This window comes from Streptomyces sp. BK340 (assembly GCF_007827595.1).
GTDB lineage: Bacteria > Actinomycetota > Actinomycetes > Streptomycetales > Streptomycetaceae > Streptomyces.
The window spans coordinates 1-15,226 of record NZ_VISR01000009.1; the positions used below are offsets into that span (position 1 = coordinate 1).

General features: G+C 71.4%; 12 protein-coding genes. 9 read left to right on the forward strand and 3 right to left on the reverse strand.

Going from position 1 to position 15,226, the window contains the following annotated elements; translation table 11 throughout:
- From FB157_RS47950 to ptsP, 3 genes are all read left to right on the forward strand, one after another.
- The coding region (locus tag FB157_RS47950) for a hypothetical protein (protein ID WP_222440944.1) at window positions 1-199 on the forward strand (199 nt) is incomplete at its 5' end.
- Window positions 200-411: 212 nt separating this feature from the next.
- Window positions 412-861: a PTS glucose transporter subunit IIA gene (locus tag FB157_RS17975; protein WP_145880922.1), complete on the forward strand. Its 450-nt coding sequence runs from the start codon at window positions 412-414 to the stop codon at window positions 859-861.
- A gap of 78 nt (window positions 862-939) precedes the next feature.
- Window positions 940-2,610, forward strand: a complete 1,671-nt coding sequence (gene ptsP / locus FB157_RS17980) for a phosphoenolpyruvate--protein phosphotransferase (RefSeq protein WP_145880924.1) — start codon at window positions 940-942, stop codon at window positions 2,608-2,610.
- A 68-nt stretch (window positions 2,611-2,678) separates the two neighbouring features.
- Here the strand turns inward: ptsP and FB157_RS17985 are convergent, their stop codons facing one another.
- On the reverse strand, window positions 2,679-3,572 hold the full coding sequence (locus FB157_RS17985; RefSeq protein WP_145880926.1) for a hypothetical protein: 894 nt from the start codon (window positions 3,570-3,572) through the stop codon (window positions 2,679-2,681).
- Between the two features lie 196 nt (window positions 3,573-3,768).
- A complete protein-coding gene (locus tag FB157_RS17990) occupies window positions 3,769-5,736 on the reverse strand; it encodes an acetoacetate--CoA ligase (RefSeq protein WP_145880928.1) in 1,968 nt (655 codons plus the stop codon).
- A gap of 214 nt (window positions 5,737-5,950) precedes the next feature.
- Here FB157_RS17990 and FB157_RS17995 point away from each other — a divergent pair, with 214 nt between their 5' ends.
- Window positions 5,951-8,311: a glycoside hydrolase family 31 protein gene (locus tag FB157_RS17995; RefSeq protein ID WP_145880930.1), complete on the forward strand. Its 2,361-nt coding sequence runs from the start codon at window positions 5,951-5,953 to the stop codon at window positions 8,309-8,311.
- Window positions 8,312-8,320: 9 nt separating this feature from the next.
- On the opposite strand, the gene FB157_RS18000 is transcribed toward FB157_RS17995, so the two are convergent.
- Window positions 8,321-8,857 carry an NUDIX domain-containing protein gene (locus FB157_RS18000; RefSeq protein WP_145880932.1) on the reverse strand — a complete coding sequence of 179 codons (537 nt, stop codon included), beginning with the start codon at window positions 8,855-8,857 and terminating at the stop codon, window positions 8,321-8,323.
- Between the two features lie 224 nt (window positions 8,858-9,081).
- On the opposite strand from FB157_RS18000, the gene FB157_RS18005 reads away from it, so the two are divergent.
- From FB157_RS18005 to glpK, 5 genes are all read left to right on the forward strand, one after another.
- Window positions 9,082-9,531 (forward strand): Zn-ribbon domain-containing OB-fold protein, encoded by a 450-nt coding sequence (locus FB157_RS18005; RefSeq protein WP_145880934.1) that lies wholly within the window; start codon window positions 9,082-9,084, stop codon window positions 9,529-9,531.
- Window positions 9,528-10,718, forward strand: coding sequence for a lipid-transfer protein (locus tag FB157_RS18010; RefSeq protein ID WP_145880936.1), 1,191 nt, complete (start codon window positions 9,528-9,530; stop codon window positions 10,716-10,718). The genes FB157_RS18005 and FB157_RS18010 overlap by 4 nt, the downstream gene beginning before the upstream one ends.
- 134 nt (window positions 10,719-10,852) lie before the next feature.
- On the forward strand, window positions 10,853-12,502 hold the full coding sequence (locus tag FB157_RS18015; RefSeq protein ID WP_145880938.1) for a GGDEF domain-containing protein: 1,650 nt from the start codon (window positions 10,853-10,855) through the stop codon (window positions 12,500-12,502).
- 361 nt (window positions 12,503-12,863) lie between these two features.
- Entirely contained in the window at window positions 12,864-13,613 is a 750-nt protein-coding gene (locus FB157_RS18020) for an MIP/aquaporin family protein (protein WP_145880940.1), read from the forward strand.
- A 34-nt stretch (window positions 13,614-13,647) separates the two neighbouring features.
- Entirely contained in the window at window positions 13,648-15,168 is a 1,521-nt protein-coding gene (gene glpK / locus FB157_RS18025) for a glycerol kinase GlpK (RefSeq protein ID WP_145880942.1), read from the forward strand.
- The last annotated feature ends 58 nt before the right edge of the window (window positions 15,169-15,226 follow it).

The window sequence follows — 15,226 nt, forward strand, 5'->3', positions numbered from 1 at the left end:
TCTGGCGTTGATTTTTGGCACGCTGTTGAGTTCTCAAGGAACGGTCGCTTCCTTTGTACTCACCCTCTCGGGCTTTCCTCCGGGCTTCCCTTCGGCGTTTCAAACTCTATCAGGGTTTTTCCGCCTCCCTGACCACCGTCCTGCAGACATGCAGAAGGTGATCCCGGGAGAGGATCTGACGAGTTTGGGTGCTGCTTAACGGAGCCGCTTTCGCGTCGCTCTCCCTCAAGCAGGAGTACGACTGTACACGGGCGCCGGAAGCACGTGCAAATCGACAAGGCTGGTGGTCTAGACCACTACCTGATAGCTTCCATGCGGAACCGCCACTTCATCTGACATACGCTGCTGCTCAGTGCCGTCCGGGACAGCCAGTGACGGCCCGCACGCAGCTCCACTTCTGGGAGGCTTCCCATGACCACCGTGACGTCCCCTCTTGCCGGACTCGCCATCGGCCTGGCCGCCGTGCCGGATCCGGTCTTCTCCGGGGCCATGGTCGGCCCGGGTACTGCGATCGATCCCGTGCGTGAGCCCTCCGAGGCCGTGGCGCCGGTGGACGGGGTCATCGTCTCCCTTCACCCGCACGCCTTCGTGGTGGTCGACGCGAACGGGCACGGCGTGCTCACCCACCTCGGTATCGACACCGTCCAGCTCAACGGCGAGGGCTTCGAGCTGCTCGTCAACAAGGGCGACACCGTGACGCGTGGTCAGAGCATCGTGCGCTGGAACCCGGCCACGGTCGAGGCGGCCGGCAAGTCGCCGGTATGCCCCGTCGTGGCGCTGGAGGCCAACGCCGAGTCCCTTGCCGACCTCCGTGACAGCGGCGACGTGAAGGCCGGCGACAGCCTCTTCTCCTGGAACTGACGACAGTGCCGTCGCAGGACGGCGTACCTGACAACCACCGCGGCGGCGGGACCCGCCGCACTATCGGAGACGGGTGAGATGGAGACAACGCTGCGAGGCGTCGGCGTGAGCCACGGTGTGGCGATCGGCGAGGTTCGGCACATGGGAACGGCGGTGCTCGAGCCGCCTGCCAAGCAGATCCCGGCGGAGGAGGCGGAGCGCGAACAAGGGCGGGCGCGCCAGGCCGTGGACGCCGTGGCGGCAGATCTGATGGCGCGCGGCAATCTGGCGGGGGGCGAGGCCCAGGCCGTGCTCGAGGCGCAGGCCATGATGGCGCAGGACCCCGAGCTGATGGCGGACGTGGACCGGCGGATCGCCGTCGGCAGCACGGCGGAGCGTGCGGTGTACGACGCTTTCGCGGCGTACCGCGAGCTGCTGGCCGGTGCCGGGGAGTACCTCGCCGGCCGCGTGGCCGACCTCGACGACGTGCGGAATCGTATCGTCGCGCGGCTGCTGGGCGTTCCCATGCCGGGTGTCCCGGACAGTGACGAGCCCTATGTACTGGTGGCGCGCGATCTGGCTCCGGCCGACACCGCGCTGCTGGACCCGACTCTGGTGCTCGGCTTCGTGACAGAGGAGGGCGGCCCGACCAGTCACAGTGCAATCCTGGCGCGGGCGCTCGGGGTGCCGGCCGTCGTGGCCCTGCCCGGTGCCGGTGAGCTGGCCGAGGGCACGGTGATCGCGGTCGACGGCAGCACCGGGGACATCTTCGTGAACCCGAGCGAGGAGAAGAAGGCACAGCTGGAGGCCGCGGCTGCCGAGCGCAAGGCCGCCCTGGCCGCTTCGACCGGCCCGGGTGCCACGGCCGACGGGCACAAGATGCCGCTGCTGGCCAACGTGGGCGGACCGGCGGACGTGCCGGCGGCCGTGGAGGCCGGAGCCGAGGGTGTCGGTCTGTTCCGTACCGAGTTCCTGTTCCTGGACGACAGCAAGAACGCGCCGTCCGAGCAGAAGCAGGTGGAGGCCTACCGGCAGGTGCTGGAGGCGTTCCCCGAGGGCCGTGTGGTCGTGCGCGTGCTGGACGCGGGCGCCGACAAGCCGCTGGACTTCCTTACGCCCGCCGACGAGCCGAACCCGGCGCTGGGTGTGCGGGGTCTGCGGACGCTGCTGGACCACCCCGAGATCCTGCGTACGCAGCTGACCGCGCTGGCGAAGGCCGCTGAGGGGCTGCCTGTCTACCTCGAGGTCATGGCGCCCATGGTGGCGGACCGTGCGGACGCCAAGGCGTTCGCGGACGCCTGTCGTGAGGCGGGGCTGCGGGCCAAGTTCGGCGCGATGGTGGAGATCCCGTCGGCCGCGCTGCGGGCGCGTTCGATCCTGCAGGAGGTCGAGTTCCTGTCGCTGGGGACCAACGACCTCGCTCAGTACACCTTCGCGGCGGACCGGCAGGTGGGTGCGGTGTCGCGGCTCCAGGACCCGTGGCAGCCAGCGCTGCTCGACCTGGTCGCGCTGTCCGCCGAGGCGGCCAAGGCCGAGGGCAAGAGCTGTGGTGTGTGTGGTGAGGCCGCGTCCGATCCGCTGCTGGCCTGTGTGCTGACGGGTCTGGGTGTCACCTCTCTGTCCATGGGTGCGGCGTCGATTCCTTATGTCCGGGCGACGCTGTCGAAGTACACGCTGGCCCAGTGCGAGCGGGCCGCCGCGGCGGCCCGTGCGTCGGACAGCGCCGACGAGGCGCGCAGCGCGGCTCAGGCGGTGCTGTCCGGCGAGTAGTCCGGCCGGCTACTCGTTCTGCCGGGTTCAGGGGCGTCCCGCCTTGGGGTGGGGCGCCCCTGGCGCGTTCAGTGGCGGTGCCCCTGTGCCGTGCTCTCCCCTCCGAGGTGGGGCGGTGTGCAGTAGTCGACGCCTGGCTCGGGCGAGATGAGGTCTCCGGATTCGGCATCGGTGCAGTAGGCGTCGAAGACCTCGGACGCGGTGAGGGGTTCGAGTCCGGCGCCGCGGATTCGCCAGCCGTAGACACGGTCGGCGGAGCCGGCGGCGGTGATGCGCATGACGAGTCCACCGGGGCTGCTGGTGGCGAGGCCCAGGGCGAGGACGCTGGTGAATTCGAGGGCTTCGGCCTCGTCGAGTTCGGTGGTGCCGTCGCCGGTCTCGTCGGCGTGGAGGACGGAGACGAGTGTTTCCGGTGGTCCGGAGACGCTGCAGACGAGGTGCCGGTCGCCGGGCGGGGCGGTGTCGAGGATGCGGGCGAGGAGGTCGGAGGCGCGGGTGAAGGCGGCGCGGCCGATGTCCTCGCCGCAGGTGCGGCAGGGGCCGAGGCGGGTCAGGAGGGTGGTGGCGTACTCCCAGGTGGCCTGCCGTACGGCCTCGTCGACGAGGGCGGGCAGGAGGGTGGCGAGGGGGCTGCCGTCGTAGGGGACGGTCGGGCCGGTGGCCGCGAGTTCGGCGGTGAAGCGGGTGCGGCTGGCCGGGGCTTCCGGATCGAGGCCGGTGGCGGCGCAGAATTCGGCGTACTCCTCGGGGTCGAAGAGGGCCAGCGTGGTGTGGCTGCCCTGTGCCGCGCGGCTCTTGAGGAGCGCTTCCACCTGCTGGAGGTAGACGGTGTGATCGTCGAAGGCGAAGCTGCGGTAGCGCCGCATGGCCCGGAAGTCGTGGTCGTCGGTGAGCAGGCCGATGGTGCCGGCGATTTCGCGGCGCAGGACGCGTCGCATGGTCCGGTGGTCGGTGTGCGCCATGTTTCCCCCAATGCGCGGTCGATCAATGCTCACTCACAGTAATCGGCAGCACTGACAACGGGCTCGTCCGGAGGCGGTCGTGGACCGGGCGTCGCCGGATTGCGCAGGTCAGGGCGATGGCGCGTGGCCGGCCTCGGACTTCGTTGCCGTGTTCGGCGAGTCCGAGGCCGGTGGGGGACGGCGGGGTGCCGGCGGGTCAGGCGCGCTTGCGGGCGAGTTCCTCGTAGAAGCCCAGCAGGCCGAGGTTGTCGATGGAGCCGGGGTTGACGGCCTTCTCCAGGGGTGTGCCCTGGAGGAGACGCTTGACCGGGACCTCGATGCGCTTGCCGGTAAGGGTGTGCGGGACGCCCGGGACCTCGATGATCTCGTCGGGCACGTGGCGTGGTGAGAGCTGTTCGCGGATGGCCTGCTTGACGCGGTTCAGGAGTGCCTCGTCCAGGACGGCGCCGGGCACCAGGTGCACGAACAGGGGCATCCAGTAGCCCCCGTCGGGCTGCTCGATGCCGATGACGAGGGACTCCTTGATCTCGGGCAGGCGCTCGACCACCTCGTAGATGTCGGCAGAGCCCATGCGGACGCCCTGCCGGTTGAGGGTGGAGTCGGAGCGGCCGTGGATGATCACGGAGCCGCGTGAGGTCAGGGTGATCCAGTCGCCGTGGCGCCAGACGCCCGGGTAGGTGTCGAAGTAGCTGTCGTGGTAGCGGCTGCCGTCGGGGTCGTTCCAGAAGTGGATGGGCATCGAGGGCATGGGGTTGGTGACGACCAGCTCGCCCACCTCGTCGACGAGGGGCTTGCCGCTCGGGTCCCAGGACTGCAGATCGGTGCCGAGGCCGGGCGCCTGGAGTTCGCCGAGGTACACCGGCAGGGTCGGTACGGCTCCGGCGAAGCAGGAGCAGACGTCGGTGCCGCCGCTGACGGAGGCGATCCACAGGTCCTCGCGGACCTCGTCGTGCAGCCAGCGGAACCCGTCGGGCGGCAGCGGGGAGCCGGTGGTGGCGACGCACTTCACCCGGGAGAGGTCGAAGTCGCGGGAGGGGTGCACGTCCGCCTTGCGGCAGGCCATGACGTAGGCGGCCGAGGTGCCGTAGAGGGTGGCTCCTGTGCGTTCGGCGATGCGCCACTGGGCGCCGGTGTCCGGGTAGCCGGGGCTGCCGTCGTACAGGACGATCGTCGTTCCGGTGAGCAGGCCGGAGACGAGGAAGTTCCACATCATCCAGCCGGTCGACGTGTACCAGAAGAAACGATCCTCGGGACCGAGGTCGCAGTGCAGGCCGAGCTGCTTGAGGTGCTCGACGAGGATGCCGCCCTGGGACTGGACGATGGCCTTGGGCAGGCCGGTCGTACCGGAGGAGTACAGGACCCACAGGGGGTGGTCGAACGGGACCTGCTCGAAGACGGGTTCGGTGTCGGCGGCCGTCAGCGCCGACCATTCCAGGGCGCCGTCGGGTGCCTGGGTGCCGAGGAGCGGGATGTGGACGACGGCACGCAGCGTGGGCAGCTCGCGGCGCAGTTCGGCGACGATCTCGCGGCGGTCGTGTTCCTTGCCGCCGTAGCGGTAGCCGTCGACGGTGAACAGTACGACGGGTTCGACCTGCTGGAAGCGGTCGAGGACGCTGCGGGCGCCGAAGTCGGGGGCGCAGGAGGTCCATACGCCGCCCACGGCGGCCGTGGCGAGGAGCGCGACGACGGCCTGGGGGATGTTCGGGAGGTAGCCGCTGACGCGGTCGCCGGGGCGGACGCCGAGGCCGCGGAGTTCGGCGGCGAGGGAGCCCACCTGGCGGCGCAGCTCGGACCAGGTCACCGGGAGCGGTTCATGGGTCTCGTCGACGTACAGGAGGGCGGGCTCGTCCGGTCGGTCGGCGGCCGCGCGCAGGGCGTGCTCGGCGTAGTTGAGGGCGGCTCCGGGGAACCACTCGGCGCCCGGCATCGCGCGGTCGCCGAGCACGCGCGCGTAGGGGGTCGAGAACCGGACGCCGAACCACTGCGTCACGGCTTTCCAGAAGGTGTCCAGCTCTTCGACGGACCACCGGTGCAGTGCCGGGTAGCCTCCTTCGGCCGGGGCACCGTGGTGCTCGGCGGCCCATGCCTGGAACTCGGTGATGCGTGCCTGGGCGATCCGCTCGGGATCGGGCTGCCAGAGCGGCTGGGGGTTCGCTGTCGACATGGGGCTGCTCCCGGGCTGTGCGCGTCGTGTGCGTCGGTCCGCGCACGAGCTGGGGTGTGCGCGTGACGCGGCTGACAGGGACGATGCCATGTGATCGACTTCTACACCAGGGTGCGCCCCACATAGTCCGTGTCGTGAAGATGTGGTCCCGGCACGGGTGAACGGCAGTTGAACGACACGCGCGCGTGGGGCGGTCAGTGGCAGGGTGAGCAGCATGGACGGTCGTGACCTGGTGCGTTCGGTGAGTGTGGTCGGTTCGGGGAGGGCGGCTCAGGGGTTGCGTACCGTGCGCGCCGCGTGGCGCAGGAGGCGCATCGACGCCGCGGGGCTGCCGCCGCGCGGCGCCGAGCGCGCGCGGGTGCCGGGGCAGATGCAGGGCGTGGAGCCGGGGCCCGGGGGCGGTCTGATCCGGTTCGGCCGGTCCGAGCTGCGGATCACCGTCGCGGTGAACGGGGCCGTCTTCTGGGGCTGGGACGGGGCGGGGCCGGAACCGTCGTACGCGCTCGCCGGGTCCTGTCCGGAGCCGGATCCGCGGGTGGTGCTGGAACCGGACAAGGACGGCGGCTGGCGGGTGGTGGCCGAGCGGGTGACGGTCGTCGTCTCCCGGCACGGCGCGCTGGAGGTGTGCACGCCCGGGGGCGTGGTGCTGCGGCGGGACATGCCGCCGCGCTGGTGGGAGCCGGTCGCCGGGGGTACGGCTCGGTGGATGCAGCGGTCCGAGGTGGCCGCGGACGCCCGCTTCTTCGGTCTGGGCGGTCGCGCCGCGGGTCCGCGGCTGCGGGACGGCACGTACCGGTTGTGGAACACCGACCCGGGGCGGGCGTTCGGCCCCGGGGACGATCCGCTGTACCTGACCATGCCGGTGCAGCTCGTGGTGGCCGACGCCGCGGCCCACCTGGTCTTCCACGACACCTCGTGGGACGGCACGGTGACCTTGCGGGAGGGCGAGGAGGGGGCGGGTTCCGGACACGACCGCGCGGGCCGCTGTGAGCTGCGGATGGACGGCGGTCCGCTGCGTGGCTGGGTCATGGTGGGCACCCCCGCGCGCGTGCTGCACACCTGGGCCTCGCTGACCGGGGCGCCGGCGCTGCCGCCCGCGTGGGCGCTCGGCCATCATCACGCGCGCTGGGGGTTCGGCAGCGAGCAGGAGGTGCGCCGGATCGTCGCGGGCTACCAGGAGCGCGGTCTGCCGCTGGACGCCGTGCACCTGGACATCGACCACTACGCGGACCACCAGGTGTTCACCGTGGACGAGGAGCGTTTCCCGAAGCTTCCGGGGCTCGCCGAGGAGCTGCGCCGGGACGGGATCCGGCTGGTTTCGATCGTCGACCCGGCGGTGAAGGCCGCACCGGGCAACGCCGTCTACGACAGTGGGACGGCGATGGACGCGTTCGTGCGGGACGCCGCGGGGCGGACGGTGCGAGGCGAGGTGTGGGCCGGCGAGTCGGTCTTCCCGGACTTCACACACGCGCGCGTGCGCAAGTGGTGGGGCGGGCTCTACGAGGAGCGGCTGGGACAGGGCTTCGCGGGGTTCTGGCACGACATGAACGAGCCGACCTCGTTCAACGCCTTCGGTGAGCCGACGCTGCCCCGTTCGGCCCGGCACGCCCTGGAGGGGCGCGGTGGCGACCACCGCGAGGCCCACAACGTGTACGCGCTGTGCATGGCCAGAGCGGGCTACGAGGCACTGCGCGAACTGTCGCCCCGGCAGCGGCCGTTCCTGTTCTCACGGTCCGGCTGGGCGGGTATGCACCGCTACGGGGGTACGTGGTCGGGAGACGTGGCGACGGGCTGGCCGGGGCTGCGGGCCTCCCTGTCGCTGGTGCTGGGGCTCGGCCTGTGCGGCGTGCCGTACTCGGGGCCGGACATCGGCGGCTTCGACGGGTCTCCGTCGCCCGAGCTGTATCTGCGGTGGTTCCAGCTCGGCGCGTACCTGCCGCTGTTCCGCACGCACGCGAGTCTGCGGGCGGGGCGCAGGGAGCCCTGGGAGTTCGGCCCCGAGGTGCTGGAGCACGCGCGTGCGGCGCTGCTCGAACGCCGGCGTCTGCTGCCGTACTTCATGACGCTGGCCCACCTGGCCCGGCGCACCGGCGCGCCCTATGTGCGGCCGCTGTGGTGGGGCGCGCCGGAGGACCGTGCGCTGCGCGACTGCGAGGACACGTTCCTGCTGGGCGACGGCCTTCTGGTGGCGCCCGTGCTGGACCCGGGGGCGGACCGGCGTGCGGTGCAGCTGCCGCGGGGCCGCTGGTACGACACGGTGACGGAGGAGGCGTACGAGGGGCCTGCACAGGTTCTGGTCGACGCGCCGCTGTCACGGATACCGGTGCTCGCGCGCGCTGGTGCGGTCGTTCCTGTGCGCGGCGAGGACGGCGGGCTCGAACTGGAGGTCTGGGCGCCCGCCCGGGGACGCACCGGGGGCGGGCTGGTCGTACCGGACCCGGGCGACGGATGGGACGAGCCGGAGATGGAGCGGTACTCCGCCCGCTGGCAGGGCCGGCGGGTGGTCGTCACCCGGGAGCGGGAGAGCGGAGCCGGTGAGCCGTCCCGCCCGGTGCGCATCCGGGGGCTCGGCTGAGCGGTCCGCTCAGATGTAGCGGCCCTCGAACCACGCCCGCGCGGCCACGGTGTGCAGCGGGAAGGCGAGTTCCGCGGGCCTGCGCAGCAGGTGCCAGCCCTCGGTCTCGTCCGTGGCGCCGGAGGGCGGCAGTCCTTCGGCGGGGCGTTCGGGGAGGAGTCCGAACAGCAGCAGATGCCCGTCGGGCGAGCTCATGGCGTCCACGAGGCGCACCTCGCGGACGGCCGCGTCGATGCCCGTCTCCTCCTTGAGCTCGCGGACGACGGCGTGCCTCCAGTCCTCCCGGTCGTCGATGTAGCCGCCGGGCAGCGCCGTGCCTCCGCGCGCGGGGGCGATGGTGCGGGTGATGACGACCAGGGCGGTGCCCCTGGTGTCGTACACGGGCTGGAGCGCGATCGCGACCGGCAGGGGATTGCGATAGGCGACGGTCCCGCAGGACGGACAGGTGCGCGGCCAACCGGAGACGCCCTCTCCGTAGGGCGCTCCGCAGCTCGAACAGTGGGAGTCCGGCGCGAAGTTGGCAGTCGAGTGCTGAAGTTCGGACACGCGCGGACTGTATCCGATCGGAGGAAGCACGTGTTCCGCCAATGGCGAGCAGTGCCGCAGCTGGATCCGGAGGGGCGTCCGGAACCACCCCCGTCGGCCCCGGCCGCCCCTCCAGATACCACGACGCCGGAAGGGGCCGCCCGGTTCGCCGGGACGCCTGCTCATTTCCGGATACCCGTGGCAAACTTCTGACGCATCGTCAGATAACTCTGCCGGGAGGAACATTGACGCGCACACGCACACCCGCGGTCTCCGACTGGTTCACCGGCGAGGGGGACGAATTCCGGCTGCTGGGCACCCGTTGCACGTCCTGTGCCTCGGTCTTCTTTCCGCGCGAGGACGTCCACTGCCGCAATCCGCACTGCGCGGGCGGCACCGCCCTCGAGGAGGTCCCGCTGTCACGAACGGGTCATATCTGGTCCTACACGGACAGCCGCTACCGCCCTCCGTCACCCTATGTGAGCAATCCGGAACTTCCATGGGAGCTGTACGCGTTGATCGCGGTGGAGCTGGAATCCGAACGGATCGTGGTGCTGGGGCAGGCGGTTCCCGGGGTCACCGTCGCCGATCTGACGGTGGGCATGGAGGTCGAGGTCGTCCCCGGGGTGCTCGGCGAGGACACGGAGACGACCTGGACGATCTGGCAGTGGCGGCCGACGGGAGTGACGGCATGACGGCGGACGTGGCGGTGCTCGGAGTGGGCATGCACCCCTGGGGCAAGTGGGGGCGCAGCTTCGTCGAGTACGGCACGGCGGCGGCCCGGGCAGCCCTCGCCGACGCCGGCCTCGACTGGCCGGATGTCGGCTCGGTCGTGGGCGCGGACACGGTGCGTGGCGGATATCCGGGCTATGTGGCGGGGGCGACGTTCGCCAAGGCCCTGGGCTGGCAGGGAGCCCGGGTCGCCAGTGTGTACGCGGCGTGTGCCTCCGGCGCGCAGGCGATCGCGACCGCGCGGGCACAGATCCTCGCCGGGCTCGCGGACGTCGTGCTCGTGGTGGGGGCGGACGCCGCGCCCAAGGGGTTCTTCCGGCCGGCGGGCGGGGACCGTCCCGACGATCCGGACTGGCTGCGCTTCCGCCTGCTGGGCGCGACCAACCCGACGTACTTCGGGTTGTACGCACGCCGGCGGATGGCGGTGCACGGTGACACCCCGGAGGACTTCGCGCTGGTCAAGGTGAAGAACGCGACTCTGGGCGCGCTCAACCCGTACGCGCGCTACCGCAAGCGGGTCACCGCCGAGGAGGTGGCCGCCTCCGCCGTGGTGGCCGATCCGCTGCGGCTGCTCGACATCTGCGCGACCTCCGACGGCGGCGCCGCGCTGGTGCTGTCCAGCCTGGACTTCGCGCGCCGGCACGGTGCGGCGCGGCCGGTGCGGATCCGGGCCGTGTCGACGGTGACCCCGCGGTTCCCGAACACGGTGCTGGACCTGCCGGACATCGCCACGGACTCCGCCGTCGCGGTGCCGGCACCGGACGAGACCTTCCGGGCGTCCATCGCCCGAACCGCCTACGAGGAGGCGGGCATCGGCCCCGAGGACCTGTCCCTGGCGGAGGTGTACGACCTGTCGACCGCGCTGGAACTGCAGTGGTACGAGGATCTGGGACTGTGCGGCGAGGGGGAGGGCGCGAAACTCCTGAGGGAGGGCGCGACGGCCCCGGGCGGCCGGATACCCGTCAACACCAGTGGCGGGCTGGCCTCCTTCGGCGAGGCGGTACCGGCCCAGGCCATCGCCCAGGTCTGCGAGGTGACCTGGCAGTTGAGGGAGGCGGCAGGCGACCGGCAGATCGCCGGGGCGCGCGTCGGGATCACGGCGAACCAGGGTCTGTTCGGGCACGGATCGTCGGTGGTCGTGGTGCGGTGAGCGGTGCCCCGCCCGGGCGTCGTGCAACGGGAGAGACGCATGAGGCCGGCCACGCTGTGTGATCACCCCGGAATCCTGCGTGAACGTCTCATGAACTGCCCCTGGGGGTAGGCGGGCAGCGCAATCATGCTCCCGTGCACTCCTGGACGGATACTCTCCGCTTCGCCTTCCAGCCAGTGGTCAACCTGAGGACGGGCGCGGTCGCCGCACTGGAGATACTCGCACGCCCGGAGACCGGCGACCTCCTGGCCGAGGCTCGTCGCGACGCCGAACTCGACGGCAGGCTGGCCGCGTTGGCGCTTCGGGCGGCAACACGCAAGGAGACGCTGCTGCCGCTGCACGTCAACGTGTTCGCGGCCACGCTCGCCGACCTCGGCGGCCTCACCCCGCTGCACGACGCCGTTCGCGCGGTGGGGCGAATGCCCTGGGAGGTGACCCTCGACATCGTGCCGCCGTACACGCACGTGCCGCAGCGGGCGCTGCTGGAGGCGGTGGCCTCGCTGCGCGAGCAGGGTTTCCGGATCAGCGCGGACGGCATCGGGGACGGGGACGTGCCGTTGCGGCTGCTCACCGACCTCTCCCCCGACCTGATCAAGCTCGACGGCTCTCTGCTCTCCCGGCCGGCCATGGTGCGGGCGATGCGGACGCTGTGCGAGCAACTGGGCGCGCTCGTGGCGGTGGAGGCCGTGGAGACCGAGCTGCAGTGCGCGGCCGCGCTGGCGGCAGGTGCCCAGCTCGCCCAGGGCGCGCTGTTCGCGCCGCCGGCCCGGATCCCTGCGGCGGACGTATACGTTCCGCCCCGCTCCCCCGGCGCCCTGGCCATGCCCCGGCCCGGGCCGTCGGTACGGGAGTTCGTACGGCCCGCCGCGGTGCTGCCGGTCACCGCCTCGGCCGGGCAGGTACGGGCGCTGCTGACCGGCTCATCGGAGGTCTCCGGGGTGCTGCTCGTGGACCAGGCCGGGGTGCCGGTCCGGTCGGTGCACCGGTCCCGCTTCCTGCTGTCGATGTCCGGCCGGTACGGGCACGCCCTGTACGCGGACCGGCCTGCCTTCAAGCTGAGCGACGCGCCGCGCACGGTGGGTGTCGACGCCACGGCCTGGGAGGTGCTGGACGTGGTGGCCATCGGCGGCCGCGACCGCACCTCGGACGACGTGGCGGTCGTCGACCACCGCGGCCGGTGCGTGGGCGTCGTACGGCTGGCGGACCTCGTACGGGCACTGGCCGAGACCCGGGTGGAGGAGGCGGCGGGGCTCAATCCGCTGACCCGGCTGCCCGGTTCGGACGCGATCACGAGTGAGGTGGACCGGCGGATCGGCGACGGGCGGGCGTTCGCGCTCAGCTGGCTGGACATCGATCACTTCAAACAGGTCAACGACGGTGCCGGGTTCGCGGCGGGCGACGAGCTGATCCGCTCGGTGGGCCGGGCGCTGGAGCAGGCGGCGGCACGGCACGCGCGCGTGGGTCACATCGGCGGCGACGACTTCCTGCTGCTGGCCGAGGAGGAGGTGCTCGACCCGCTGATCGCCGAAGTACTCGACGCCCCCTGGTCGGCGGGCGGGCGTCCCGTCACGCTGTCACTCGCGACCGTCGTGTGCCTGCCCGGCAGCGTGTCCGACCACCGGCAGGCCGCCGCCCATCTCGCCCCGCTGAAGAAGGCGGCGAAGGCCCTGCGCGGCACCAGCTGGGTGCTCGCGCGCGCGGGGCTGCCCGGACACGAGATCCGGCGCGGCACGGGGGCGACCCCGGCCCAGGCGGGGTACGCGGCGGTCGAGCCCCTCGGATGAACGGACCGGCTGTATACGACCGTTGAGTGTCCGCCTGCGGGAAGGAAGCGGTCGGCCGCCGTTCCCGGGTAACCGCTGTCACCGTTGCCGTCAGCAACCTTGACGGTCCCGTGGTGCCGGTGAACACTTCCGGGTGTCAGCCGACACCGCCGTACATTCTCCGCGTAATCAGGCACTGCGCCACGGGCCTTGTGCTGCTCTGTGGCCCGTCCCCAGAGGCGATCCGGCTGCGAAAGCACGCTCGTCACGGACGCCGGGCGGGGCACGGGGCCCTCCCTGCCTTCGGCTGAAGTCGCCAAAGGAACCGTTCCTGCACGGAGGGCCGGGGCGCTCGCCCCGGACCGGCGCCTAGGGAGCCGCCATGAGCAACGGAGACATTTTCATCGGCGAAGTCATCGGCACCGCGATCCTGATCCTGTTCGGTGCCGGTGTCTGTGCCGCCGTCACTCTCAGACACTCCAAGGCCCGCGCGTCCGGCTGGGTCGTCATCGCGTTCGGCTGGGGATTCGGCGTGCTCGCGGGCGCGTACACCGCCGCTCCCCTCTCCGGCGGCCAGCTCAATCCCGCGGTCACCATCGGCATCGCCGTGGACACGGGCAAGTGGGGCAAGGTCTGGATCTACCTGCTCGGCCAGATCGTCGGCGCGATGCTGGGCGCCGTCCTCGCCTACCTGGTGTATCTCGCGCAGTTCCAGGCCAACGTCCACCGGGAGGGCACGGCCGAGGGCAGCGCCGACGGGCCGGTGGCGACTCTCGGCATCTTCTCGACCATCCCGGAGATCCGGAACCCGGTCGCCAACCTCATCACCGAGATCATCGCGACGATGGCCCTCGTGCTGCCGATCCTCGCCTTCGGGCTGACGAAGGGGCTCGGCGAGTCCGGCGTCACGGTCCTGATCGTCTCGCTGCTCGTAGTGGGTATCGGGCTCTCCCTCGGCGGGCCGACCGGATACGCCATCAATCCGGCACGTGACCTGGGCCCGCGCATCATGCACACCTTCCTGCCGATCCCGAACAAGGGCACGTCCGACTGGGGTTACGCCTGGATCCCGGTCGTCGGCCCGCTGATCGGCGGGGCACTCGCGGGCCTCGTCTACAACGTGGCCTTCTGACCCAGCGACCCGACCCAGCGACCCAGGGACAGCCATGACGGATTCCGCCGAGAAGTACGTCGCCGCCATCGACCAGGGCACCACGTCCAGCCGCTGCATCATCTTCGACCACGGCGGTGCGATCGTCGCCGTGGACCAGCGCGAGCACCGCCAGATCTTCCCCAAGCCGGGCTGGGTGGAGCACGACGCCACCGAGATCTGGTCCAAGGTGCAGGCCGTGGTGGCGGGGGCGCTCGCCAAGGCAGGGCTGCGCGCCGACCAGTTGAGCGCCCTCGGCATCACGAACCAGCGGGAGACCACGGTCCTGTGGGACCGCGCCACGGGCAAGCCCGTGCACAACGCGATCGTCTGGCAGGACACCCGTACCGCGGCGCTGTGCAACGAACTGGGCGGCGCCGACGGCCAGGACCGGTTCCGCGAGCAGACCGGACTGCCGTTGGCCAGCTACTTCTCCGGGCCCAAGGCCGCCTGGCTGCTGGACAACGTGCCTGGCCTCAGGGATCGCGCCGAGCGCGGCGAGATCGCCTTCGGCACCATCGACTCCTGGCTGATCTGGAACCTCACCGGCGGCACGGACGGCGGCCGGCACGTCACCGATGTCACGAACGCCGGCCGCACCATGCTGATGAACCTCGAGACTCTCCAGTGGGATCCCGCCATCCTCTCCGCGATGAACGTGCCCGAGGCGGTCCTGCCCGAGATCAGGTCGTCCGCAGAGGTGTACGGCACCGCCGTCGGTCAGCTGGCCGGTGTGCCCGTGGCCTCGGCGCTGGGCGACCAGCAGGCCGCCGTGTTCGGGCAGGCCTGCTACGACGTCGGCACCGCGAAGAACACGTACGGCACCGGCAGCTTCCTGCTGCTCAACACCGGTGACCGGCCGGTGCCGTCCAAGAGCGGACTGCTGACGACGATGGGCTACAAGATCGGCGGTGAGGCGCCGGTGTACTGCCTGGAGGGGTCCATAGCGATAACGGGTGCGCTGGTCCAGTGGTTCCGCGACCAGCTCGGCATCATCCGGAGCGCCGACGAGATCGAGACCCTGGCGGCGAGCGTCGAGGACAACGGCGGCGCCTACATCGTGCCCGCCTTCTCGGGCCTGTTCGCTCCCTACTGGCGCTCCGACGCGCGCGGGGTCGTCACCGGGCTGACCCGGTACGTCACCAAGGCCCACCTGGCGCGCGCGGTGCTGGAGGCGACGAGCTGGCAGACGCGGGAGGTCGTGGACGCCATGTACCAGGACTCCGGGGTGCGGATCACGACCCTGAAGGTCGACGGCGGCATGACGAAGAACAACCTGCTCATGCAGCACCAGGCGGACGTGCTCGGCGTGCCGGTGATCCGGCCCCGGGTCTCCGAGACCACCTGCCTGGGCGCCGCCTACGCGGCCGGCCTGGCGACGGGCGTCTGGAACGACCTGGACGAGCTGAAGTCGCACTGGCAGAAGGACGCGGAGTGGACGCCGGCGATGGAGGCGTCGGCGCGTGACCGCGAGTACCGCAACTGGCGCAAGGCGGTGGAGAAGAGCCTCGGCTGGCTGGCGGACGACGAAGCCTAGGAGTCGCGCGCCACACGCGCGTGCGGCCCCGCCCATGGACCACGGCCCGTACCCCTGT